This window comes from Micromonospora sp. B9E7 (assembly GCF_039871815.1).
GTDB lineage: Bacteria > Actinomycetota > Actinomycetes > Mycobacteriales > Micromonosporaceae > Micromonospora.
On record NZ_JBDPLX010000008.1, the window covers coordinates 26,789 to 48,227 of the forward strand.

The 21,439-nt window shown below is 71.6% G+C and carries 23 protein-coding genes and 1 pseudogene; 5 read left to right on the forward strand and 19 right to left on the reverse strand.

Annotation, left to right across the window (positions count from 1 at the left end):
• Positions 1 to 44 precede the first annotated feature (44 nt).
• Positions 45 to 548, reverse strand: a complete 504-nt coding sequence (locus ABGB10_RS15180; protein WP_347661489.1) for a hypothetical protein — start codon at positions 546 to 548, stop codon at positions 45 to 47.
• A 179-nt stretch (positions 549 to 727) separates the two neighbouring features.
• Positions 728 to 1,354 carry a disulfide bond formation protein DsbA gene (locus tag ABGB10_RS15185; RefSeq protein ID WP_347661490.1) on the reverse strand — a complete coding sequence of 209 codons (627 nt, stop codon included), beginning with the start codon at positions 1,352 to 1,354 and terminating at the stop codon, positions 728 to 730.
• A gap of 218 nt (positions 1,355 to 1,572) precedes the next feature.
• On the opposite strand from ABGB10_RS15185, the gene pepN reads away from it, so the two are divergent.
• Together pepN and ABGB10_RS15195 are read left to right on the forward strand one after the other, a co-directional pair.
• Positions 1,573 to 4,122, forward strand: a complete 2,550-nt coding sequence (gene pepN / locus ABGB10_RS15190; RefSeq protein ID WP_347661491.1) for an aminopeptidase N — start codon at positions 1,573 to 1,575, stop codon at positions 4,120 to 4,122.
• A gap of 111 nt (positions 4,123 to 4,233) precedes the next feature.
• Positions 4,234 to 4,797, forward strand: a complete 564-nt coding sequence (locus ABGB10_RS15195; protein WP_347661492.1) for a Uma2 family endonuclease — start codon at positions 4,234 to 4,236, stop codon at positions 4,795 to 4,797.
• Between the two features lie 56 nt (positions 4,798 to 4,853).
• On the opposite strand, the gene ABGB10_RS15200 is transcribed toward ABGB10_RS15195, so the two are convergent.
• The 16 genes and pseudogenes from ABGB10_RS15200 to ABGB10_RS15275 all read right to left on the reverse strand — a co-directional run bounded on the left by ABGB10_RS15200 (position 4,854) and on the right by ABGB10_RS15275 (position 18,588).
• Positions 4,854 to 5,261: a DUF5130 family protein gene (locus ABGB10_RS15200; RefSeq protein WP_347661493.1), complete on the reverse strand. Its 408-nt coding sequence runs from the start codon at positions 5,259 to 5,261 to the stop codon at positions 4,854 to 4,856.
• Positions 5,248 to 5,544 carry a hypothetical protein gene (locus tag ABGB10_RS15205; protein ID WP_278142390.1) on the reverse strand — a complete coding sequence of 99 codons (297 nt, stop codon included), beginning with the start codon at positions 5,542 to 5,544 and terminating at the stop codon, positions 5,248 to 5,250. The genes ABGB10_RS15200 and ABGB10_RS15205 overlap by 14 nt, the downstream gene beginning before the upstream one ends.
• Positions 5,545 to 5,619: 75 nt before the next feature.
• The gene (locus ABGB10_RS15210) at positions 5,620 to 7,083 is read right to left on the reverse strand and encodes an amidase (protein WP_347661494.1); all 1,464 of its coding nucleotides are present in this window, start codon (positions 7,081 to 7,083) and stop codon (positions 5,620 to 5,622) included.
• Positions 7,084 to 7,132: 49 nt separating this feature from the next.
• A complete protein-coding gene (locus tag ABGB10_RS15215) occupies positions 7,133 to 7,567 on the reverse strand; it encodes a PIN domain-containing protein (RefSeq protein ID WP_347661495.1) in 435 nt (144 codons plus the stop codon).
• Positions 7,564 to 7,782 carry a type II toxin-antitoxin system VapB family antitoxin gene (locus tag ABGB10_RS15220; protein WP_347661496.1) on the reverse strand — a complete coding sequence of 73 codons (219 nt, stop codon included), beginning with the start codon at positions 7,780 to 7,782 and terminating at the stop codon, positions 7,564 to 7,566. The genes ABGB10_RS15215 and ABGB10_RS15220 overlap by 4 nt, the downstream gene beginning before the upstream one ends.
• Positions 7,783 to 7,810: 28 nt before the next feature.
• Positions 7,811 to 8,821: an amidohydrolase family protein gene (locus ABGB10_RS15225; RefSeq protein WP_347661497.1), complete on the reverse strand. Its 1,011-nt coding sequence runs from the start codon at positions 8,819 to 8,821 to the stop codon at positions 7,811 to 7,813.
• The gene (locus ABGB10_RS15230) at positions 8,821 to 9,345 is read right to left on the reverse strand and encodes a 3-hydroxyanthranilate 3,4-dioxygenase (RefSeq protein WP_347661498.1); all 525 of its coding nucleotides are present in this window, start codon (positions 9,343 to 9,345) and stop codon (positions 8,821 to 8,823) included. The genes ABGB10_RS15225 and ABGB10_RS15230 overlap by 1 nt, the downstream gene beginning before the upstream one ends.
• Positions 9,342 to 9,764 (reverse strand): RidA family protein, encoded by a 423-nt coding sequence (locus ABGB10_RS15235; RefSeq protein WP_347661499.1) that lies wholly within the window; start codon positions 9,762 to 9,764, stop codon positions 9,342 to 9,344. Before ABGB10_RS15235 ends, ABGB10_RS15230 begins: the two co-directional genes overlap by 4 nt.
• Positions 9,761 to 10,534: a fumarylacetoacetate hydrolase family protein gene (locus tag ABGB10_RS15240; protein ID WP_347661500.1), complete on the reverse strand. Its 774-nt coding sequence runs from the start codon at positions 10,532 to 10,534 to the stop codon at positions 9,761 to 9,763. The genes ABGB10_RS15235 and ABGB10_RS15240 overlap by 4 nt, the downstream gene beginning before the upstream one ends.
• On the reverse strand, positions 10,531 to 11,655 hold the full coding sequence (gene dmpG, locus ABGB10_RS15245) for a 4-hydroxy-2-oxovalerate aldolase (RefSeq protein WP_347661501.1): 1,125 nt from the start codon (positions 11,653 to 11,655) through the stop codon (positions 10,531 to 10,533). The genes ABGB10_RS15240 and dmpG overlap by 4 nt, the downstream gene beginning before the upstream one ends.
• On the reverse strand, positions 11,652 to 12,581 hold the full coding sequence (locus ABGB10_RS15250; protein WP_347661502.1) for an acetaldehyde dehydrogenase (acetylating): 930 nt from the start codon (positions 12,579 to 12,581) through the stop codon (positions 11,652 to 11,654). The genes dmpG and ABGB10_RS15250 overlap by 4 nt, the downstream gene beginning before the upstream one ends.
• Positions 12,582 to 12,643: 62 nt before the next feature.
• Positions 12,644 to 13,438, reverse strand: a complete 795-nt coding sequence (locus ABGB10_RS15255; RefSeq protein WP_347661503.1) for a fumarylacetoacetate hydrolase family protein — start codon at positions 13,436 to 13,438, stop codon at positions 12,644 to 12,646.
• Positions 13,439 to 13,458: 20 nt separating this feature from the next.
• Positions 13,459 to 14,940 (reverse strand): 2-hydroxymuconic semialdehyde dehydrogenase, encoded by a 1,482-nt coding sequence (locus ABGB10_RS15260; protein WP_347661703.1) that lies wholly within the window; start codon positions 14,938 to 14,940, stop codon positions 13,459 to 13,461.
• Between the two features lie 23 nt (positions 14,941 to 14,963).
• On the reverse strand, positions 14,964 to 16,301 hold the full coding sequence (locus ABGB10_RS15265) for an NAD(P)/FAD-dependent oxidoreductase (protein WP_347661504.1): 1,338 nt from the start codon (positions 16,299 to 16,301) through the stop codon (positions 14,964 to 14,966).
• Positions 16,302 to 16,378: 77 nt separating this feature from the next.
• A pseudogene (kynU, locus tag ABGB10_RS15270) lies at positions 16,379 to 17,671 on the reverse strand (kynureninase); the annotation flags it as partial.
• A gap of 14 nt (positions 17,672 to 17,685) precedes the next feature.
• Entirely contained in the window at positions 17,686 to 18,588 is a 903-nt protein-coding gene (locus tag ABGB10_RS15275) for a tryptophan 2,3-dioxygenase family protein (RefSeq protein WP_347661704.1), read from the reverse strand.
• Between the two features lie 148 nt (positions 18,589 to 18,736).
• Here ABGB10_RS15275 and ABGB10_RS15280 point away from each other — a divergent pair, with 148 nt between their 5' ends.
• From ABGB10_RS15280 to ABGB10_RS15290, 3 genes are all read left to right on the forward strand, one after another.
• Positions 18,737 to 19,201 (forward strand): Lrp/AsnC family transcriptional regulator, encoded by a 465-nt coding sequence (locus ABGB10_RS15280; protein ID WP_347661505.1) that lies wholly within the window; start codon positions 18,737 to 18,739, stop codon positions 19,199 to 19,201.
• 101 nt (positions 19,202 to 19,302) lie between these two features.
• Positions 19,303 to 19,827, forward strand: a complete 525-nt coding sequence (locus ABGB10_RS15285) for a hypothetical protein (RefSeq protein ID WP_347661506.1) — start codon at positions 19,303 to 19,305, stop codon at positions 19,825 to 19,827.
• 75 nt (positions 19,828 to 19,902) lie between these two features.
• Positions 19,903 to 20,682, forward strand: coding sequence for a class F sortase (locus ABGB10_RS15290; protein WP_347661705.1), 780 nt, complete (start codon positions 19,903 to 19,905; stop codon positions 20,680 to 20,682).
• Here ABGB10_RS15290 and ABGB10_RS15295 read toward each other — a convergent pair.
• Positions 20,628 to 21,371, reverse strand: a complete 744-nt coding sequence (locus ABGB10_RS15295; protein ID WP_347661507.1) for a MerR family transcriptional regulator — start codon at positions 21,369 to 21,371, stop codon at positions 20,628 to 20,630. The two genes, ABGB10_RS15290 and ABGB10_RS15295, sit on opposite strands and share 55 nt — an antisense overlap.
• Between the last annotated feature and the right edge of the window lie 68 nt (positions 21,372 to 21,439).

Below are 21,439 nucleotides of genomic sequence, written 5' to 3' on the forward strand. Positions count from 1 at the left end.
CGCAGGGCGTCCACCAGATGAAAGCGCCAGGCCCGGCGCGGCGGTCAGCCGGCGCGGTCGGACACGCCCCGGCGGTGCCGACCCGCGCTCACCGGCCCGCTGTTGCCCCGTCGGACGGTGCCGACCGGTCCGGTGTTCACGCTGCGGCGGGGCGACGCGGGCGGCCCCGGCACGGGACGCTCCGGGGGCGGCGACGGGACGGGCCGCGGGTTCAGCGGCGGCGTCGGCACCGGGCGCGGGGCGGCCGGCGCCGGCGGTGGGGGCGCGGGTTCCGCCGGTGCCGCCAGCGTCGACAGATCCGTCGGTACGGAGTCGGCGGCCGGCGGCAACGGGTTGGCCGGCGCGGGCGGTGTGAGCCGGGAGGTCACCGGCACCCGGGCCACGCCCACCACGATGGGCGGCGCGAGCAATTCGACCAGGTGGGCGGGTAGGTCCGGACGGACCGCCGGCCAGCGGGAATCGTCAACGGACCAGTAGTCCGCGCCGGGAGTGTCGATCACCCCCGCCCGGGTCAGCTGATCGTCACCGGACGCACGGTGCTTGGCCATCGGGATTGCCTCCACGAACTGCGGGTGCGGCCCTGCGGGTCGCTGCGGCGGACATGCAGGCCAACGAGTGCAGCGGTCTCCCGGTGACGGGGCGGGCAACGCGGCGGCCCGACACGCCGCGCTGAAGGAAGGGCCCCTTGTTAACGCATAGCGTTAACAAGGGGCCCTTCCTTCAGCGCTCAGTCGAAGATCGGGTCCTGCTCGCGAGTGCGCTTCAGCTCGTAGAAGCCGGGCGTGCCGGCGACCAGCAGGACACCGTCCCAGAGCCGGCCGGCGGCCTCCCCCTTCGGAGCCGGGGTGATCACCGGGCCGAAGAACGCGACGGGGGTGCCGTCCGGGCCGGGCGCGTGGACGACCGGAGTGCCGACGTCCTGTCCGACCGGGCGCATGCCGGCCTCGTGGCTGACCCGCAACGCCTCGTCGAAGTCGGTGCTGTCGGCGGCGGCGGCAAGCGCCGGGTCCAGGCCGGCGTCGGTCAGCGCGGCGACGTACAGCTCGTGCGCCCGCTCCTCCTTGCCGAGGTGGATCCGGGTGCCGAGCGCGGTGTAGAGCGGGCGCAGGACGTCGTTGCCGTACCGCTGCTCGGCGGCGATGCAGACCCGCACCGGGCCCCAGGCGGTGCGGAGGAAGGACTTGTACTCCTCGGGCAGCTCGTCCCGGCCGTCGTTGAGCACGGCCAGGCTCATCACGTGGAAACGGATGTCCACGTCACGAACCTGCTCGACCTCGAGCAGCCAGCGGGACGTGATCCACGCCCACGGGCAGGCCGGGTCGAACCACATGTCGGCGGTGACGCGATCGGTCACGGTGAGGTCCCTTCGCAACGGGGCGCCGGCAGTCCGGCGTCTCACCGGAATCCTCACCCCGCACCGCGTCGAGCGGCACCCGAATGAGAGCGTGACCTCGGCCACCGCCGGCTGCCCGTACGTGGAAGACTCGAATCGGGCCAGCCGCCACGAGTGGCTGTCAGACGGACGCCGCCGGGCGTCGGCGTGATGTGGGATGGAGACGAACAGTGCCGGGAGTGCGCAACCTGACCCAGGTCGAGGCGACCGAGCGGGCCCGCCTGCTCAACGTGACGGGGTACGACATCAGGCTGGACCTGTCGAGCGCCGTGCTGGCGGCGGACGGCCGCACCTTCCGGTCCGTCACCGAGGTCCGCTTCCGCTGTTCAGAACCGGGTGCGAGCACATTCATCGAGTTGGCCGCCGACTCGGTGCGCTCCGCGACGCTGAACGGCACGCCGGTCGACCTCTCCGACTGGTCGGCCGAGAAGGGCCTGGTGCTGTCCGGTCTGGACAGCGACAACACCCTGGTGGTCGACGCCGACTTCAGTTTCTCCAACAGTGGTCAGGGCCTGCACCGCACGGTCGACCCGGTGGACGGCGAGACGTACCTCTACAGCCAGTTCGAGACCGCCGACGCGCAGCGGGTGTTCGCCTGCTTCGACCAGCCCGACCTGAAGAGCGTCTACACCTGGCACGCCACCGTGCCGGCGCACTGGCGGGCGGTGTCCAACATGCCGGTGCAGCGGGAGGAGCCTGCGGGTGAGGGGCTCAAGACGCTGCACTTCACCGAGTCGCCCCGGATGAGCACCTACATCACCGCCATGTGCGCCGGGCCGTACCACGAGGTGCGGGACAGCCACGACGGCATCGACCTCGGGGTGTTCTGCCGCGCGTCGATGGCGCGCTACCTGGACTCCGACGACCTGTTCCTGATCACCAAGCAGGGCTTCGACTTCTTCCACGAGAAGTTCGACGTGCGCTACCCGCTGCCGAAGTACGACCAGCTCTGGGTGCCCGACTTCAACGCCGGCGCGATGGAGAACTTCGGCTGCGTCACGCACGCCGAGTCGCACTACCTGTTCCGCTCGCAGGTCACCGACTTCGAGTACGAGCAGCGCGCCAACACGATCCTGCACGAGCTGGCCCACATGTGGTTCGGTGACCTGGTCACCATGCGCTGGTGGAACGACCTGTGGCTGAACGAGTCGTTCGCCGAGTGGGCCAGCCACTGGTGCAACACCAACGCCACCCGGTTCACCGAGGCGTGGACGACGTTCCTGTCCATCCGGAAGAACTGGGGCTACCGGCAGGACCAGCTGTCCTCCACCCACCCGGTCTACACCGAGATGCCGGACATGGAGGCCGTCGAGGTCAACTTCGACGGCATCACGTACGCCAAGGGCGCGAGCGTGCTCAAGCAGCTCGTCGCGTACGTGGGCGAGGAGCCGTTCGTCGCCGGGTTGCGGGCCTACTTCGGCAAGCACGCCTGGGGCAACGCCACCTTCGACGACCTGCTCAGCGAGTTGGAGACGGCCTCCGGCCGGGAGCTGCGCAAGTTCGCGGCGCAGTGGCTGGAGACCGCGCAGGTCAACACGTTGCGCCCGGAGGTCACCATCGGCGCCGACGGCACGTACGAGCAGGTGGCGGTCCGGCAGGAGGCGCCGACCGCGTACCCGACGCTGCGGACGCACCGGATCGGCGTGGGCCTGTACGACCTGACCGACGGGCGGCTGGTCCGCCGCGAGCGGTACGAGGTGGACGTGACCGGCGAGCGGACCGACCTCGCCGAGCTGCGGGGTGTGCGCGCCGCCGACGTGCTGCTGCTCAACGACGACGACCTGAGCTACACCAAGCTGCGCCTCGACGACCGGTCGATGGCGACGGTGGTGCAGCACATCGGTGGCTTCGAGTCGTCGCTGGCCCGGGCGCTGTGCTGGACCGCCGCGTGGGACATGATCCGCGACGCCGAACTGTCCGCCCGCGACTACCTGGCGCTGACGCTGAGCGGGCTGCCCGCCGAGACCGACATCAACCTGGTCACCGCCACCCTGCGGCAGGCGACCACCGCGCTCACCCTGTACGCCGACCCGGCCTGGGCGCCGACCGGCTGGGCGGAGCTGGCCCGGACCGCCCGTGACGCGCTCGCCAACGCGGAGCCGGGCAGCGGGTTCCAGCTCGCCTGGGCTCGCGCGTTCACCTCGGCGGCGCGGTCCGACGAGGACCTGGCAACGCTGCGCGGTTGGTTGGACGGCACCGGGATGCCGACCGGGCTGACCGTGGACACCGAGTTGCGCTGGTCGGTCCTCGCCGCGCTGGTGGCGAACGGTGCGGCGGGTGCCGCCGAGATCGAGGCGGAACTGGCCGGCGACCGCACCGCCAGCGGTGAGCGGGAGGCCGCGTACGCCCAGGCGCTGGTGCCGACGGCCGAGAACAAGGCCGCCGTGTGGGCGCTGCTGACCGGCCCCGACGCGCTGCCCAACTGGCGGCACCGGGCCCTGTTGCAGGGCTTCGCGCACCCGACGCAGGTCGAGCTGATCGCCCCGTACCGGGAGCGGTACTTCGCGACCGTCGCGCAGGTGTGGGCCACCCGGGACAGCGAGCCGGCGCAGGAGTTCGCGCAGTTGGCGTACCCGACCTACCTGGTGGAGGACGACACGGTGGCGGCCACCGACGCGTGGCTGGCCGGCGACGGGCACCCCGGCCCGCTGCGCCGGTTGGTCGCCGAGGGCCGCGACGGTGTGGTGCGGGCGCTGAAGGCCCGCGCGAAGGACGCCCAGAGCGCCTGAGCAGCGTTGTCCGGCCCGGGGCCGGCGTGGAGCGTTGTCCGGCCCGGGGCCGGCGTGGGTGGGAGCCCGCGCCGGCCCCGGGCGTTATCGTGACGAGAGGAGGTGGACGTGATGGCACAGCCGACCTACCGGTGGCAACCCCCGGAGCGGGGCTGGCGCGAGCAGGACCTGTTCGACCTGCCTGAGGACGGGAACCGCTACGAGATAATCGACGGGAGCCTGCACGTGACGCCTCCAGCCGGTCCGGAGCACCATGAGCTGGCCGACGAGATTCGGATGGCGATTCGCCAGGCGGCTCCCACCGGTTGGCGCGTGATCCGGGAGATCGGGGTGCAGGTCCCCGGCGGTAATCTCATCCCCGATCTGACGGTGCTGGGACCAAACGCGCCGCGCGGGCAGATGTGGGCCGACCCGACGCACATCGCGCTCGTCCTGGAAGTCGAGTCGACGGGGAGCCGTCGCCACGATCGTTTCACCAAACCCGCCCTCTACGCTGAAGCAGGCATCCCGCACTACTGGCGGGTGGAACAGGGCGACTTCGGCCCGGTGATCTACCGCTACCGCCTCGGTAAGGGTGACCATTACGAACTGTTGGGCACCATCGGCCCAGACGACGCGGTAAGCGTGGACGAGCCGTGGCCGATGCGCCTCGATCCCTCCGCCTGGCCGCGCTGACACGTGAAAGCCCGGCCCGCTGAACGCGGGCCGGGCTTTGTCGTACGAGGGAGGGCTCAGCCCTTGCCGGCGTGGCTGGCGAGCTGGTCGAGGCCGTTGATGATGCCGCCGGCCAGGTCGCCCCCGCTGAACGCGCCGGCCATGGAGAGCGCGGCCAGCTTCGCGTACGTGTCGGGGATGCGCTTGCGGGCGTACCGACCGGTGATGATCTCCAGCTGACGCTGGTTGGGCGACACCGCGATCAGCACCGACTTGTCGGGGTCGGCGAGCTGGCGGTGCAGCCGCTGGGCGTGCTCCCGGACGGGCTCGTCGAGACCACCGACGAAGACCGAGAAGACCAGGCCGGTGCCCTGGTCGGCGAGGCGCAACGCCTCGTCGATGCGCAGCAGCTGGCGGGTCGAGAAGGGCCCGTCCAGCACCTCGGGCGGATTATCCGACCCGGCCTGCTTCTCACCAACGGTCACTTGCGCCTCCGGTTCCACCGGCCGGCGCCTCGACGCTGGCCTTCTCAAGCTTGTGGCTGGTCAGCGCGGGCGCCTGCGCCCCCGCCGTCAGCGCGGTGCCGGCCGAGTCGGCCAGCTGCTCCGGGCGGCCCAGGAACCAGACCGGAGTGAAGTCGAAGGGCCGGCCCGGGCGGTAGCGCTTGGCGCCACCGCCGCCGGTCGTGGCACCACCACGGCTGCTGGCGTAGGTGAGACCGGTGATGACCAGCACCGCGGCCAGCGGGATGCCGACGAAGACCAGCAACGTCTCGGTAACAGACAATCCCAACGCCCCCAGGCGGAAGAAGGACGACCTTGAACTGCCGGGTCGAATGGATGATCATGATGCCGGCCACCCGACGCCGTCACCATTCACGTTAGCGGAGTCGGCGGCCCGCCAGATTGCGGGGTGCCGATCCCATCCGTCACTGGAGTTCTCCAGTTGCGCAGCGGTCGCGATCAGCCGCGCGTCGTCACCGTACCGGCCCGTGAGCAGCACCCCGACGGGCAGTCCGTCGGTCGTGCTGCCCACCGGCAGGGAGACGGAGGGATCGCCGGTGACGTTGAAGACGGCGCAGTAGGGCGAGAAGCGGCGTTGCCGGTCGAAGTCGGCCGCCGGGTCACCATCGGCGGTGAACCAGCCCACGGGCGCCTGCGGGGCCGCCAGGGTGGGGCAGAGCAGCAGATCGACGCCGGCGGTGCGGCGGGTGCCGAGGCGGACCTGCGCCTGCAACTCCCCCAGGGTGGCGGCGAGCGTGCCGGCGCTGACCTCGGCACCCCGGGCGCGCATCAGCCGCGTCAACGGCAGCAGCTCCGCTTCGCGTTGCGGCGGCACCGGGGCGAGCGCCAACACGTACCAGAGGATCTCGAACAGCGGCCACACCGAAGGCGTGAGCGGCGGCGGTACCTCGACCACCTCGTGCCCGGCCGCGGTGAGCAGCGCGACGGCGGAGTCCACGGCGGCCACGCAGTCGGGGTGGACCGGCTCGTCGGCGAGCATCGGCGTGGTGAACCGGCCGATCCGCAACGGGCCCGGCTCGGCCCGGCGCGCCACGGCCAGATAGCCCTCGGAGGGCGCGGGCGGCGACAGGTAGGGCTCGCCGGGCACCGGCACGGCCATGACGTCGAGCAGCGCGGCGACGTCGGTGACGGTCCGCCCGAGCGGGCCGCTGGTGGGCAGGCCGAACGCTCCGGAGCCGACCGGCCCGCCGGAGACCAGGCCACGGCTGGGCTTGTAGCCGACCAGGCCGCAGAGCGACGCCGGGATGCGCAGCGAGCCGCCACCATCGGAGCCCTGGGCGACCGGGACCAGCCCGGCGGCCACCGCTGCTGCGGCGCCGCCGCTGGACCCACCAGCGGTGTACGCCAACTGCCACGGGTTGCGGGCGGGCGGAGCGACCCGACCCTCCGAGTAGAGCGAGCAACCCAGCTCGGAGGTGGTCGTCTTGCCGAGACTGACCAGGCCGGCGGCCTTGATGAACCGGACCACGTCGGCGTCGACCGGTGGAACGAAGTCGAGGAACGCCGCCGAACCGAAGGTGGTGCGGACCCCGGCGGTGAGGGTCAGGTCCTTGATCGCGGTCGGCACGCCGTGCAGCGGACCACGCGTGTCGGCGGGAGCGGCGTCGGCGGCGCGGGCGGCCTCCCGAGCCAGGTCCGGTGTGACGGTGACGAACGCGCCCACGGTGTCACCGAGGGCGGTCACCCGCCGCAGGTGGTGCTCGACCAGCTCGACGCTGGACAGTTCGCCGCGCGCGATGGCGGCGGCCTGCTCCAACGCGGTCAGGTCGTGCGGCTCGGCCATCCCGTCATCCTGCCCGCTGGGAGCGGCCGCGAGGTGCAGACACGGCGGCTCACAGCGCGTCCAGCGTGCCCGCAGGTGCCACCCATTCACTGCGCGGTCCGCCGACGTCACTGATCAGGTCGAAATCGCGGTCGTAGTGCAGGACGATCGCGGAGTATTCGGCGGCGGCCGCCGCAACCAGGACGTCGACGGGGCTGGCCGCCCGATGGTGGCCACGGGCTGTCAGCGCCAGTTGCAGGTCACGGGCCCGGGTGGCGACAGCCGGGGTGATCGGGAGGTCGACCATTAGCTCCGCTCGGCGTGCGCGCATCGTCATGGCGTCCCGGAAGTTGCGGGCACTTCGCCCGTTCTCGAGATCGAGCGGTACGCAGGTCGCGGCGAGCCCTTCCTCGAGGATCGTCGTGATTCGCTTGCCTACGATCGGTTGACGTCGGCGGCTCCACGCCGACGTGTCGATGAGGTAGAGCCCGGCCGGTAGGATCATGCGGCGTCCTGCTCGCCGCGCGGTGTCTTGTCGTCCTCGAGCAGACCGGTCCAGTCCTGGTCGACCGAGAGCAGCTCCCGGATGGCCTGCGCACGCTCACTCCGCTCGGCGACCAGGCGTAGGGCGGCATGGATGGTGTCCTTCTTGCTCTTGGTGCCCAGCTCGCGACGTGCCCGGTCGAGCAGTTCATCGTCAAGATCGATAACAGTCTTCATACGCCGAGTATATCCGCGAAGGCATTCTTTATATACCCGACTCACCGAGGAAGCGCAGCGCGTTGGTGGACAGGAGCTTGCCGCGCTGGGTGTCGGTGAGGAAGTCGGCGTCGCGGACCACCGCACCGGCCGGCCGTTCGCCCAGCGGGTACGGGTAGTCGCTGCCGACCAGCACCCGGTCCTCCCCCATCGTGTCGACCAGCAGCCGCAGCGCGGGCGCCGCGAAGACCACCGAGTCGACGAGGAACCGGTCGACGTAGCTGCTGGGCGGGGCGACGGACGCGCCACGGACCAGGTCGCCCCGGCGGTGCCAGGCGTTGTCGGCGCGGCCGAGCCAGAACGGGAAGCTGCCACCGCCGTGCGCGAAGCAGATCCGCAGCGACTCGGGCACCCGGTCGAAGACACCGCCCAGGATCATCGCCAGCACCGACAGGTGCGTCTCGGCGGGCATCCCGGTGAGCCAACGGGCCATCCAGCGGTCCAGTCGCGGACCGTCCGGCATGTCCCACGGGTGGACGAAGACAGGCGCATTCACCTCGGCACAGTGCTGGAGGAAGGTGACCACACCCGCGTCGTCCAGATCCCGGTCGCCGACGTGGTTGCCGATCTCCACACCCACGTGCCCGGCGGCCAGGCTGCGATCCAGTTCGGCGCACGCGGCGTCCGGGTCCTGGAGCGGCACCTGGCAGAACGGCACCAGTCGGTCGCCACCGGCGGCGGTGACCTCCAGGGTCAGGTCGTTGAAGATCCGGGCGACCTTCACCGCCTGGTCGGCCGGGCGGTCGTAACTGAAGAAGACCGGCGTGGGCGAGACCACCTGCACGTCCACGCCGTCGGCGTCCATGTCGGCCAGTCGGCGGGACGCGTCCCAACACTCGGCGCCGACCGGACGGAACTCCGTCTCCCCCACCATGATCATGGCGGCGCGCTCGGAGTCGACCCGCAGCCACGGCCAGCCGGACCCACCGCACGCCGCGCCGAGGTCCGGCCACCCCTTCGGTACGACGTGGGTGTGCACGTCGACCACGCCTGCGGGCATCAGCCCTTGCCCGGGTGCAGCATGCCGCAGTCGGCGCAGGTACGCGCCTGCTCGTCGGCGTAGAACGCCTGGAACACCGGCGGCAGGTCGGCGGCGATGTCGCGGACCTGCAACTCCACCTCGTGCACCTTGTTGCCGCACTCCGGGCAGTACCACTGGAACGTCTCCAGCGTGCCCTCCTCACGGACCCGCTCGACGACCACACCGATCGAGCCGGCCTCCGGCCGCTGCGGGGAGTGCGGGGTGTTGCGCGGCAGCATCCACATCTGACCCTCGCGCACGTGCACCGTACGCGGCCCCTCCGGGGTGACCAGGTTGATGTGCATGTTGCCCTTGACCTGGTAGAAGAACTCCTCGTACGGGTCCACGTGGAAGTCGGTGCGCTGGTTGGGCCCGCCCACCACCATCACGATGAAGTCGTCCCCGCCGGGGAACATCTCCTTGTTGCCCACCGGCGGCTTCAACAGGTGCTGGTTGTCCGCGATCCATCCCGGAAAGCTGAACGGTTCGGCGATCTCACTCACGACTGACCTCCCGAGGGAAGAAGGGCCACTGCCTGGATCTCGATGAGCAGGTGCGGGTGCGGCAACTGGTGCACCGCGACCGTCGTACGGGTCGGTCCGGACGCGTCGAAGAACTCCGCCCACACCTCGTTGTAACCACCGAAGTCGTTCATGTTGACCAGGTACGACGTCACCTGCACGAGGTCGGTGAGGTCCGCGCCGACGGAACGGAGCAGATCGCCGATGTTCTCGATCACGGCTCGCGTCTGCACCCGGATGTCGAGGTTCGTGGTGCCGAGTTCGTCGACCGATACCCCGGCGAACGTGTTGTCCGGCCGCCGCGACGACGTACCCGAGACGAAGACGAACCCACCGGCGACCTTGACGTGCGGAAAAGCCCCCCGAGGCACGGCCTTCCCGGCCACCACCCGCGCGGTCACGACGACGCCCGCAGCGACGCCGTGCCGAGCTTCTCGACGACGGCCCGCACGTGCGCGCCCGGACGCAGCGGAACGGCAGCGGTGGCGGCGCCGGCCAGGAAGACCCACCCGGACTCCAACCGCACCCCGTGCCGGCCGGCCAGTCGGATGCCCTCGTCGAGCGCCCGACGGGGGTCACCGAGGATCGCGGCCGTCGAGCCGACCTGTGCGACCCGCCCGTCGACCTCCAGCAGCACGCCCAGGTTGTCCAGGCCCGCCGGCACCGGCGACCACGGCCCGACCACGAACGCGGCCGCGGAGGTGTTGTCGGCGATCACGTCCGGCAGCGAGAAGCGGAAGTCCGCGTACCGGGAGTCGATCAGCTCGATGGCCGGGGCGACCGCGCGGACCGCGCTGGCGAAGTCGCCGACCGGCTCGCCCGGCTCGGGCAGCCGGTCCAGCAGGAACGCCACCTCCGGCTCGACCCGGGGGTGGATGTACGCGGCCGGGTCCACCACGCCACCGTCGGGCACCCGCATCACATCGGTGAGCCGCCCCCAGATCACCTCGTCCACGCCGACCTGGGCCATCTTCGCCCTGCTGGTCAGCCCCATCTTCAGCCCGACGAGCCGCTCACCCGCCTCGACGCGGCGTTGGAGCAGCGCGGCCTGCACCGCGTACGCGGCGTCGACGTCCAGGCCGGTCTCGGCGGCGAGCTGCGGGATCGCGGTGGCCGTGTCGGCCGCCGCCCCCAACTTCTCGGCGATTCCCGCGACGTCCGGTCCGATCATGCTGCGCCACCTTCCGTTCGCGACTGCGGGGCTGGCAAACCCGGCTCACTCCTCGCGCCCACAGCCTGCTCCTTACCGGCCAGGTCGAGTGCGACGTCCACGATCATGTCCTCCTGGCCGCCGACCATCCGACGCCGGCCCAGCTCGACCAGGATCGACCGGACGTCCACGCCGTACTTCGCGGAGGCCCGCTCGGCGTGCCGCAGGAAGCTGGAGTAGACCCCGGCGTACCCCAGGGAGAGCGTCTCCCGGTCCACCTGGACCGGCCGGTCCTGCAACGGGCGGACGATGTCGTCAGCCGCGTCCATCAGCGCGAACACGTCGCAGCCGTGCTTCCAACCGTGCAGTTCGGCGACCGCCACGAAGACCTCCAGCGGCGCGTTGCCGGCGCCCGCGCCCATGCCGGCGAGGGAGGCGTCGACGCGGACCGTCCGGCCGTGGGGTGCGTCCGGGCCGACCGGCGCGGACCCGGTGACCCGACCGTGTTCGACGGCGAGCACGCTGTTGGCGACCCCGAGCGACAGGTTGTGGTGCGCGTGGATGCCGATCTGCGTCTCCGGGGCCAGGACCTGCCGGTACGCGTCGACCCGCTGCGCCACGTCGGACATCAGCAGCCGACCGCCGGAGTCGGTGACGTAGACGCAGTGCGCACCGTACGACTCCATCAGCTTGGCCTGCCCGGCCAGCCCGGCCGGATCGTTCATGTGCGACATCATCAGGAACCCGGCCACGTCCATGCCGTTCTCCCGGGCCCAGGAGATGTGCTGGGCGGAGATGTCCGCCTCGGTGCAGTGCGTGGCGATCCGCACGCTGGTCACCCCGAGCGCCTTCGCCGCCTTCAGGTCGGCGATGGTGCCGATGCCGGGGAGCAGCAGCGTGGTCAGCTTCGCCGTGGTCAGCACCTCGGCGGCGGCGGAGATCCACTCGGCGTCGCTGGCCGCGCCGTGGCCGTAGTTGACGCTGGAACCGGCGAGCCCGTCACCGTGCGCCACCTCGATCGCGGCCACCCCGGCGGCGTCCAGCGCGGCGGCGATCGTGCGCACCTGGTCGACGGTGTACCGGTGGGCGATGGCGTGCATGCCGTCGCGCAGCGTCACGTCCTGGATGTACAGGTCGGTCATGCCACCGCTCCCGTCGAACGCACGGCGACCAGCCGCTCCGCGGTGCGCAGCGCGGCCGAGGTCATGATGTCCAGGTTGCCGGCGTACGCGGGCAGGTAGTGCCCGGCGCCGGAGACCTCCAGGAAGACCGACACCTGCAGGGCGGTGAGCTGACGCCCGAGCGTCGGCAGGTACGCCTCGACCCGGTCGAACTGCACGTCCTGCTTGAGCCGGTAACCGGGGACGTACTCCTGCACGGTCGCCACCATGTCCGCCACCGAGGCGGCGATGGCGTCGGTGTCGGCGTCGGCGTCCGGGCAGAGGCAGTAGACGGTGTCCCGCATCAGCAGCGGCGGGTCCGCCGGGTTCAGCACGATGATCGCCTTGCCCCGTTCGGCCCCACCGACCACCTCGATGGCCCGGGCCGTGGTCTCGGTGAACTCGTCGATGTTGGCCCGGGTGCCCGGGCCGGCCGACCGGGACGCGATCGAGGCGACGATCTCCCCGTACGCCACCGGGGTGACCCGACGGACGGCGGCGACGATCGGCACGGTGGCCTGCCCGCCGCAGGTCACCATGTTGACGTTCGGCTCGTGCAGGTGCTCGTCGAGGTTGACCGGCGGCACCACGTACGGGCCGAGCGCGGCCGGGGTCAGGTCGACCACGGTGCGGCCGTGCGCGCGCAGCACCTCGTCGTGATGGCGGTGCGCACCGGCCGAGGTGGCGTCGAAGACCAGCTCGACGTCGGCGAACTCGGGCATCGCGACCAGCCCGTCGACGCCCTCGGCGGTGGTGGCGACGCCGAGCCGGCGGGCCCGCGCCAGGCCGTCGGAGGCCGGGTCGATGCCGGCCATCGCCACCATCCGCAGGCTGTCACTGAGGCGCAACACCTTGATCATCAGGTCGGTGCCGATGTTGCCGGAACCGAGAACCGCCACTCCGGTCACTGAGGCTGTTCCACCTTTCGTTCGCGACTGCGGGGCTCGCGGAACTGGCTCACTCCTCGCGCTCACCGGTCCGCCTTGCTGAAACAGGTGCGCACCGAGCCGAGCCCGGAGATCCGTGCCTCGTACGCGGCCCCCGGGCTGACCGGCACCATCGGGCCGAGCGCCCCGGAGAGCACCACGTCCCCGGCGCGCAGCGGGTCACCGGCGCGGGCGAGGGTGTTGGCCAGCCAGTTCAAAGCGTGCAGCGGGTTGCCCAGGCAGGCCGCGCCCGCGCCCACCGAGACCGGCTCACCGGCGTGCTCCAGCACCATCCCGCACAGCCGCAGATCGACGTCGGCGAGCCGGCGTGGCGTGGTGCCGAGCACGAAGAGCCCGCTGGAGGCGTTGTCGGCGACGGTGTCCACGATGGAGATGTCCCAGGCGGCGATCCGCGAGTCGACGATCTCGATCGCCGGCAGCACGTGGTCGACCGCGCGGATCAGGTCGACAGTCGTGATCTGCGGGTCCGGGAGATCCTTGTCGAGCACGAACGCGATCTCCGCCTCGACCCGCGGCTGGAGCAGCCGGTCGATGGGCACCTCGACCCCGTCACCGACCGCCATGGCGTCGGTCAGCATGCCGAAGTCCGGTTGGAACACCCCGAAGGTCTCCTGCACCGCCCGGGAGGTCAGCCCGATCTTCGCGCCGACCCGGCGTTCGCCACGACCCTGCCAGGCCCGCGCCTGGAGCTGCTGCACGCGGTACGCGGACTCGACGTCCCCCTCCGGCAGCAGCCGCCCGCGCAGCGGTGGGCACGGCTTGCCGGTGCTGCGGGCGTCGGCCAGCTCCCGGTTGGCGGCCTCGATGTCAGCTTCCATGCCCGCTCCCTCGCTACGGCTCACGACAGGTCCACGCAGACGTTCGTGAGTTCGGAGTAGAAGTTCAACGAGTGCACGCCGCCCTCACGACCGATACCGGACGCCTTCACCCCGCCGAACGGGGTACGCAGGTCACGCAGGAACCACGTGTTGACCCAGACGATGCCGGCGTCCAGCCGGGCGCCGGCCCGGTGCGCGACACCCACGTCCCGGGTCCACACGGTCGCCGCCAGGCCGTACTCGGTGCCGTTGGCGAGGGCGTACGCCTCGTCTTCGGTGTCGAACGGCGCCACGTGCACCACCGGCCCGAAGATCTCCTCCCGGTTGGTGCGGGCGTCCGGGCCGAGCCCGGTGAGCACCGTCGGCTGCACGTACGAACCGCCGTCGCGGGTGTCACCGAAGGTGGGCGAGCCGCCACCGGTCAGCACCTCGGCGCCCTCGGCCCGGGCCAGCTCGTACGCGCCGAGCACCTTCGCCCGGTGCTGGTGGGAGATCAGCGGCATGGTGGCGGTGGCCTCGTCGGTCGGCCAGCCGTACGCCAGTTCGCCGGCCCGCTTCGCCAGCCGGGCGGTGAACTCCTCGAAGACCGGGCGCTGCACGTAGATACGTTCGGTGCAGAGACACACCTGTCCACCGTTGGTGAAGCTGGACCGCACCGAGCCGGCCACCGCGGCGTCCAGGTCGGCGTCGGCGAAGACCAGGCCGGCGTTCTTACCGCCCAGCTCGAAGCTCACCGCCTTCACGCCGTCGGCGGCGGCCCGCATGATCGCGCCGCCGGTGGCCGACTCACCGGTGAAGGTGATCGCGTCCACGCCCGGGTGGCGGGTGAGGAACTCCCCCGCCGAATCCGGCCCGAACCCGTGCACCAGGTTGAACACTCCCTCCGGTACGCCGGCGGCGGCCATCACCTCGGCGAGCAGCGTCGCCGAGGCGGGCGTCTCCTCGCTGGGCTTGACCACCACGGCGTTGCCGCAGGCCAACGCCGGAGCCAACTTCCAGGTGAGCAGCAGCAGTGGCAGGTTCCACGGCACGATGACCGCGACCACGCCGACGGGCTTACGCAGCGCGTAGTTCAGCGCCCGGCCGCCGGTCGGGGTGACCGTCGTGAACGACTCGGTGGGCGCGGTCGCCACGATCTCCGCGAACGCCCGGAAGTTCGCCGCCCCACGGGGGATGTCCAGGGTGCGGGCCTGGGAGATGGACTTGCCGGTGTCGGCGACCTCGGCGGTGACCAGGTCGTCGAAGCGGCGCTCCAACTCGTCGGCGACCCGGCGCAGCACCTCGGCGCGTTCCCGTTCGCCCATCCGGCCCCACGGCCCGCGCAACGCCGCCCGGGCGGCGGCCACCGCGTCGTCCACCGTGGACTTCGACGCCTCGACCACCTCGAAGACCTGCTCGCCGGTCACCGGGCTGGCCTTCGTGAACGTCGACCCGCCGTCGACGAACTCACCGGCGACGAAGTTGCGCAACCGCTGCGGGCCACCTGGCGCGTGGCCGGCCATCAGTCGCGGGTCCCACAGGCCGGTCATTCCTGCCTCCCTCGGCTCAGTGCCGCGCCGATCGCGCCGACCAGCAGCAACGCGGCCCCGCCGACGACCGCCCCCAGCACCCGGTGCTGTCGGCGCACCCGGCGGCGCACCTCCGCGTACGGGGTGGTGGAGAACGACACCAGCTCGTACTGCGAAACGTACCGGCCGGGCAGGGCGCGTTCCAGCGCGTGCTCCACCCGACGTCGGGCCTGGAAGACCGGCGAGGCGACCTTGTCCCGCATCTCCACGAAGTTGGTGAGCGCCATCGTCGCGATGGCCTCGGCGTTCTCCTGCCTGCGTCGCTGGAACAGCGGCAGCGCCGCCGCCCAGTCGTCGGCGCACTCGTCCAGGCAGCGGTCCAGCTCGACCACGTCCTCGAAGGCGCAGTTGGCGCCCTGACCGTAGAAGGGCACGATCGCGTGCGCGGCGTCCCCGAGCAGACCGACGTTTCCGTTGACCTGCCAGGGCGTGCAGCGGACCGTGCCGAGCACGCCCACCGGGTTGTGCCGGTAGTCGTCGACCAGGTTCGGAGCCAGCGGGACGACGTCCGGGTAGTGCTCAGCGAAGTGCCGTTCGATCTCCGCCGGGCCGGTCAGCGAGGCGAAGCTGCCGGCGCCGTCGTTGGGCCAGAACAGCGTGCAGGTGAAGGAGCGGTCCGGGTTCGGCAGGGCGATCATCATCGAGGTGCCGCGCGGCCAGATGTGCAGGGCGTCCGGGTCCAGGGCGAAGTCCCCGCCCAGCGGCGGGATCGTCAACTCCTTGTAGCCGTAGTCGAGGAAGTCCACGCTCTCGTCCAGCAGCCCGTACGCGAGCAACTGCCCCCGCACCGCGGAACCGGCGCCGTCGGCACCCAGCACGACCGACGCCTTGGCCGTGACCGGGCCCTGCGGGGTGTCGAAGCTCAGCGAACCGTCGGTCGGGTCGAGCCCGACCAGCCGGTGGTCGAAGACGACCCGCACCCCGGGCAGCGCGGCGGCCTCGTCCAGCAGGGCGTTGTTCAGCGCGCCCCGGCTGATCGAGTTGATCGCCCGGTCCCCGGCGGCGCTGTACGACTGGAACTGCTGCTCCCCCTCGACCGGGTGGATCATCCGACCCCGCATCGGCAGCGCGTCTGTCATGACCTGCTCGGCGAGCCCGATCCGGCGCAGCGCGTCCAGGCCGCGCTCGGAGAGCGCCAGGTTGATCGAGCGGCCCCGCTCGGCCGTGCCGTCGCGCGGGTCCGCGCGGCGCTCGTAGAGAGCCACCGGGTAGCCGCGCCGGGCCAGGAAACAGGCGGCCAGACAGCCGGCCAGCCCGGCACCGATGATCGCGATCTCGTCGCGTCGCGCGGTCATGCTGAGCCGCCTCTCGTTCGCGACTGCGGGGCTCGCGACCCCGGCTCACTCCTCGCGCTCACCGAGGCCTCCGGCCCGACCGTCGCCGCGAGCGCGGCAGCAGCACGCCAGCAGTCGAGGTACGTGGAGTAGAGCGGCACCGGGGCGAAGCGGATGATGTCCGGTTCACGGGCGTCGGCGATGACGCCGTACTCGTACCGCAGGCGTTTGGTCAGCTCGGCGGCGCTGCCGGCGCCGATACGCACCGAGAGTTGGCAGCCGCGCCGGTGTGGGTCGCGCGGGGTGACCACGCGCAGTGGCCGGCCGACGACGACCTCGTCGAGCAGCGACTCCAACCAGCCGGTGAGTCGCAGGCTGCGGGCACGCAACGCGGGCATGCCGACCGAGTCGAACAGCTCCAGCGAGGTGCGCACCGGGCCCATCGCGAAGATCGGCGGGTTGGAGATCTGCCACGCCTCCACGGTGGCCGGTGGTCGGGACACCGGTGTCATCTCGAACCGGGTGGCCGCCGCGGTGCTCCACCACCCCTCGAAGCGGGGCAGGTCCGGATCGCCGAGGTGCCGCTCGTGCACGAAGACGCCCGCCAGGGCACCGGGACCTGCGTTCAGGTACTTGTAGGAGCACCAGGCGGCGAAGTCGACGTCCCAGTCGTGCAGGGCCAGCGGCACGTTGCCGACCGCGTGGGCCAGATCCCAACCGACCACCGCGCCGGCCGCCCGCCCGGCAGCCGTGATCGCCGGGATGTCCAGCAGCTCACCGGTGAGGTAGTTGACCCCGCCGAGCAACACCAGGGCCACCCGGTCGCCCTCGGCGGCCAGGTAGTCGGTCACGTCCTCGGTGCGCAGCGAGGTCTCGCCGTCGCGCGGACGCAGCCGAACCACCGTGTCGTCCGGGTCCAGACCGTGGAACCGTGCCTGGCTGCGCACCGCGTAGCTGTCCGAGGGGAACGCGGAGTCCTCGATGAGGATGCGGGTGCGGGCACCGGCCGGACGGTAGAAACTCACCATCAGCAGGTGCAGGTTGACCGTGAGCGAGTTCATCACCACGGTCTCCGCGGGCCGGCCGCCGACGAGTCGCGCGGCCGGCGCGGTCAACAGCTCGTGGTACGGCAGCCAGGCGCGCTCCGCCTCCACGTGCCCCTCGACGCCGAGCCGCTGCCAGGCGCCCAGGTCGGCGAGGAGTTCGTCGCGGGTGGCCCGGGGTTGCAGGCCGAGCGAGTTACCGGCGAGGTACGCCGACTCGGGGTGGTCGCCGCCGTCGGCCGGCGGCACGTGGAACAGGTGCCGGTGGCCGGGGTCGGCCTCGTCCAGGCGGTGGGCTTCGGCCTCGCCTCCGGCGAGGCGGTGCGCTTCTTGTGCAGGGGTGTGCATGTCTCGCTCTCCGGTCACATCGCGGTGCGGGCCGACCACAGCTCCGGGAAGACCACCCGGGCCATGCTGCGTTGCAGCCACGCCAGGCCGGCGGAGCCTCCGCTGCCGACCTTGGCACCCATCGTCCGCTGCACCGCCTTGACGTGGTTCCAGCGCCAGTCGCCGAACTCCTCGGCCACCGCGCTCAGCGCCTCGCCGAGCATTCGCAGGTGGTTGTCCGGGGCGGCGTCGTCGTAGACCCGTACCCAGGCCGCCTCGACCGACGGCTGCGGATCGTGCTCGACGGCCACGTCCCGGTTCAGCAGGTCGGCCGGGAGGTCGAAGCCGCGCCGGGCGAGCAGCGCGACCACGTCGTCCCAGAGGCTCGGGGCGGCCAGCGCGGTGGTCAGCGCGGCGTACACCTCGGTCTGCCGACGGAACGGGCGGATCAGCGTCGGGTCGCGCAACCCGAGCAGGAACTCCAACTGCCGGTACATGGCCGACTGGAAGCCGGATGCCTCGCCGAGCAGGTTACGGAACCGGTTGAAGTCCGCCGGGCTCATCCAACGCAGGCCCTGCCAGGCGGCGTTGAGCCCCTCCAGGTGCAGCTTGGCCCGGCGCAACGGGGCCAGCGCCTCCCAGACCTGGTCGGCACGGATCAACCGCTGGGTCTCCCGCAGCTCGTGGCAGGTCAACCCGAAGTACAGCTCCATGATCTGACTGACCATGAGGAAGGACATCTCGCCCGGGTCGCTGCTGAGCGGGTGCTGCATCCGGTGCAGTGCGCTGGCCTGCACGTACGCGTCGTACGGCACCATGTCGGCGAACTCCAGCGTCGGCTCGCCACCGGTGCGTTCCGCCTGCTGCGCACGCTGCACGGGGGTCACCGGTCGCACCGTGGCGCGGCGGTTCGGCGCCCGCCGCTCCGTCTGATCCACCATCTCGTCTCCCTCCCCCGGACTGGCCGACGTCATGATCCCGCGGTCGGAACGGCCTGTGGAATGCCGAATCAACGGCTCTCGCCGCCATCTTCTGGCGAACCAAAGGCAACTAGGCGAAGTCGGTTCACGAAAGTAAGGTCTGAGCGTGGACGACATGGACTGGGCGCTGCTGCGTGAGTTGCAGGCCGACGCGCGGCTCTCCTTCAGCGAGTTGTCCCGGCGGGTGCACCTGTCGCCACCGGCGGTCGCCGAGCGGGTTCGCCGGCTGGAGGAGTCCGGGGTCATCACCGGCTACCACGCCCACGTCGACCTGAGCCGGGCCGGTCGCACAGTGGTCGCCCTGATCCGGATGTCCTGCTACGGCGCGCGGTGCATCCTGCACGACTCGTCGGTCGCCGGTTGGCCGGAGATCCTGGAGATCCACCGGATCACCGGGGACGCGTGCAGCATGCTGAAGGTGGCCGCCGGGTCGATCGGCGCGTTCGAGGGGGTCATCGACCGGCTCGCTCCGTACGGCCAGCCGTCGAGCACGATGGTCCTCTCCTCCCCGCTGGGCTGGCAGCCGATCACCCCGCTCCCCTCGGCCCGGGCCACCCCGCGTCAACGCTGACCCACCCCTGCCCGCCTGCGGGTTTGCCCCCGCGCCAGCGGGAAAGCAGCCCGCGTGCCCAGGGGAGGGTTCCGGCGGTCGTCGCCGGTTGGGGGGTAATCATGCAGGGAATCCGAACGGTCAACCGCGCGCTCTCGTCCGTACTGACACTGGTGGGGCTGATCGGGGCGTTCGTCCTGATGTCGGCCGCCCCGGCGCGTGCCGGCGAGAACACCTTCGTCGAGGTGACACCGAACAGCGCCCAAGCCGGCAGTCGGGTCACCATCCAAGCGAAATGCGACAACGACAACAACAGCCGGCAGGCGAGCGTCCACTCCGACGCGTTCGGGTCCGTGACGCTCAGGCCGGACAAGGGCTTCCTGACCGCGCAGGCCTCCATCCCGAGGGACAAGCAGGCCGGTGACTATCCGGTCGACCTGCGCTGTGAGAACGGGCAGTCGGCCTCGACCACGCTGACCGTGCTGAACATGGCCTCGCCCAGCAAGGGACCGGCGACCGGGGGCGGCGGAACGGCCGGCGGTCGCGGCGCCGGCTCGCTGCTGGTGCTCGGCGGCGTGGCGCTGGTGGGCACCGCCATCGCGCTCGGAATGGCGGGCGGACGGCGCCGGACCGGAGCCGGCTCCTGAGCCGGACCACCCATGACCCGCAGATCCGCGCGTGCGCGGCCGGACCGCCGCGCCCGCCTCCGGGCCGGGCCGGCGCTGCGCGCGTCCGGCCGGCTGGTGGCCCGCGCGTCCCGCCGGCTGCGCCGGGTCGCCGGGCAGGCCGGGTCGGCCAGCGTCGCCACCACCGACCCGGCCGCCCAGCCGCTGCCACCGAGGCGCCCGGCCGGAACGCCGTCGCCGTTGGCCCGACGCCGTCTCGGTACCGGTCCGGGGTTGCCGGTGCTGGCCGTCGCCGCGCTGATGGTGCTGATCGTGGCGATGCTCGGCGTCGAGCAGGTGACCGGCATGAGCCTGTTGCCGGACCGGATCAGCGCCGGCCTGCGACCGCCGCCGAAGAAGTTCCCGGTGCTGTCGTCGAGCCGCCCGACCAGCCTCGCCATCGAGAAGATCGACGTACAGGCCGCGGTGCACGACGTGGGCATCGCCCCGGACGGCACCATCGCCGTGCCGGACGCGGCCCGCGCCCAGGAGGCCGGCTGGTACGACCAGGGGCCCACCCCCGGCCAGTACGGCCCGGCGGTGATCGTCGGGCACGTCGACACCACCAGCGGGCCGGCGGTCTTCCACCAACTCCGCGAACTGCGCTCCGGTGACCAGATCGAGGTCACCCGCACCGACCAGAGCGTGGCGATCTTCGAGGTGGATTCGGTGGAGCGGTTCGACAAGGGGCGGCTGCCGGTGGACGAGGTGTACGGCGACTTCAGCCGACCGAGCCTGCGGTTGATCACCTGCGGCGGCCAGTGGGTCGGCGGTGAGACCGGCTACTCGGACAACGTGGTGGTCTTCGCGTCGCTGGTCAAGGCACGCCCAGGGTGAGGTCTGGTGTCGAGGTAATCGGCGAGCCGGGCGGCCCCGGTGAGCATGGCCCGACCGCGCTCGGTGAGCCGTTTCCGCCACTGGCTCAGCGAACCGGCGAGTGGTTCGGCACCGCCGGCGTCGCGTACCTGACGCAGCACTGCGGCGATGTGGTCGAGCCGGTACCCGCCCCTGCGGAGCAGGTGGGCGAGTTCCGCGTCACGGACGTCGTCCGGTGCGTAGACGCGGTGCCGGGTCTCGGGGTCGCGTCGCGGTCGCAGGACGCCGGCCAGTTCCCACTTGCGCAGGGTCGCGGGTCGCAGACCGAGCCGGTGTGCGACCACGCTGATCGGCACGGCAGCTCCACTCTGCGGTGGAGGCTTCGTCCCGACGAGCGTCGCGACCGCCGTCTCGACCGCGTCCAGGGTCTCCCGGTCGCGTTGCAGCAGGCCATGGCTCTGGTCGATCGTGCGCAGCGCCGTGTCGATCTCGCCCCGGTTGACGGCGCGCATGATGTCGCCGCTCGCCGCATGACCGTGGCCCACGATCAGCGCCAGGAAGGCGCTCAACGCCTTGACATGCACCTCACTGAACCGACGGTAGCCGTTCGGGGTGCGTTCGGCGGGCGGCAGGACGCCCTCTCGTTCGTAGTTACGGACGGCCTGCGCGGAGAGTCCGTGCCGGCGCGCCAGGTCGATCGGGCGGTACATCCTGCGGTTTGAAGGTCTCGCAATCGTCACCGCGCTCCTTCGCTCGAAAGCTTAAACGGGCGGTTCAA

Bases quoted from the DNA above. Each gene is read 5' to 3' on its own strand.
- ABGB10_RS15295 (WP_347661507.1), bottom strand. From the start codon at position 21,371: ATGTACCGCCCGATCGACCTGGCGCGCCGGCACGGACTCTCCGCGCAG.
- ABGB10_RS15210 (WP_347661494.1), bottom strand. From the start codon at position 7,083: ATGGCCGAGCCGCACGACCTGACCGCGTTGGAGCAGGCCGCCGCCATC.
- ABGB10_RS15180 (WP_347661489.1), bottom strand. From the start codon at position 548: ATGGCCAAGCACCGTGCGTCCGGTGACGATCAGCTGACCCGGGCGGGG.
- ABGB10_RS15220 (WP_347661496.1), bottom strand. From the start codon at position 7,782: ATGAAGACTGTTATCGATCTTGACGATGAACTGCTCGACCGGGCACGT.
- ABGB10_RS15255 (WP_347661503.1), bottom strand. From the start codon at position 13,438: ATGGAAGCTGACATCGAGGCCGCCAACCGGGAGCTGGCCGACGCCCGC.
- ABGB10_RS15215 (WP_347661495.1), bottom strand. From the start codon at position 7,567: ATGATCCTACCGGCCGGGCTCTACCTCATCGACACGTCGGCGTGGAGC.
- ABGB10_RS15195 (WP_347661492.1), top strand. From the start codon at position 4,234: ATGGCACAGCCGACCTACCGGTGGCAACCCCCGGAGCGGGGCTGGCGC.
- ABGB10_RS15265 (WP_347661504.1), bottom strand. From the start codon at position 16,301: ATGACCGCGCGACGCGACGAGATCGCGATCATCGGTGCCGGGCTGGCC.
- ABGB10_RS15240 (WP_347661500.1), bottom strand. From the start codon at position 10,534: ATGATCGGACCGGACGTCGCGGGAATCGCCGAGAAGTTGGGGGCGGCG.
- ABGB10_RS15285 (WP_347661506.1), top strand. From the start codon at position 19,303: ATGCAGGGAATCCGAACGGTCAACCGCGCGCTCTCGTCCGTACTGACA.
- ABGB10_RS15260 (WP_347661703.1), bottom strand. From the start codon at position 14,940: ATGGCCGGCCACGCGCCAGGTGGCCCGCAGCGGTTGCGCAACTTCGTC.
- dmpG (WP_347661501.1), bottom strand. From the start codon at position 11,655: ATGACCGACCTGTACATCCAGGACGTGACGCTGCGCGACGGCATGCAC.
- ABGB10_RS15225 (WP_347661497.1), bottom strand. From the start codon at position 8,821: ATGCCCGCAGGCGTGGTCGACGTGCACACCCACGTCGTACCGAAGGGG.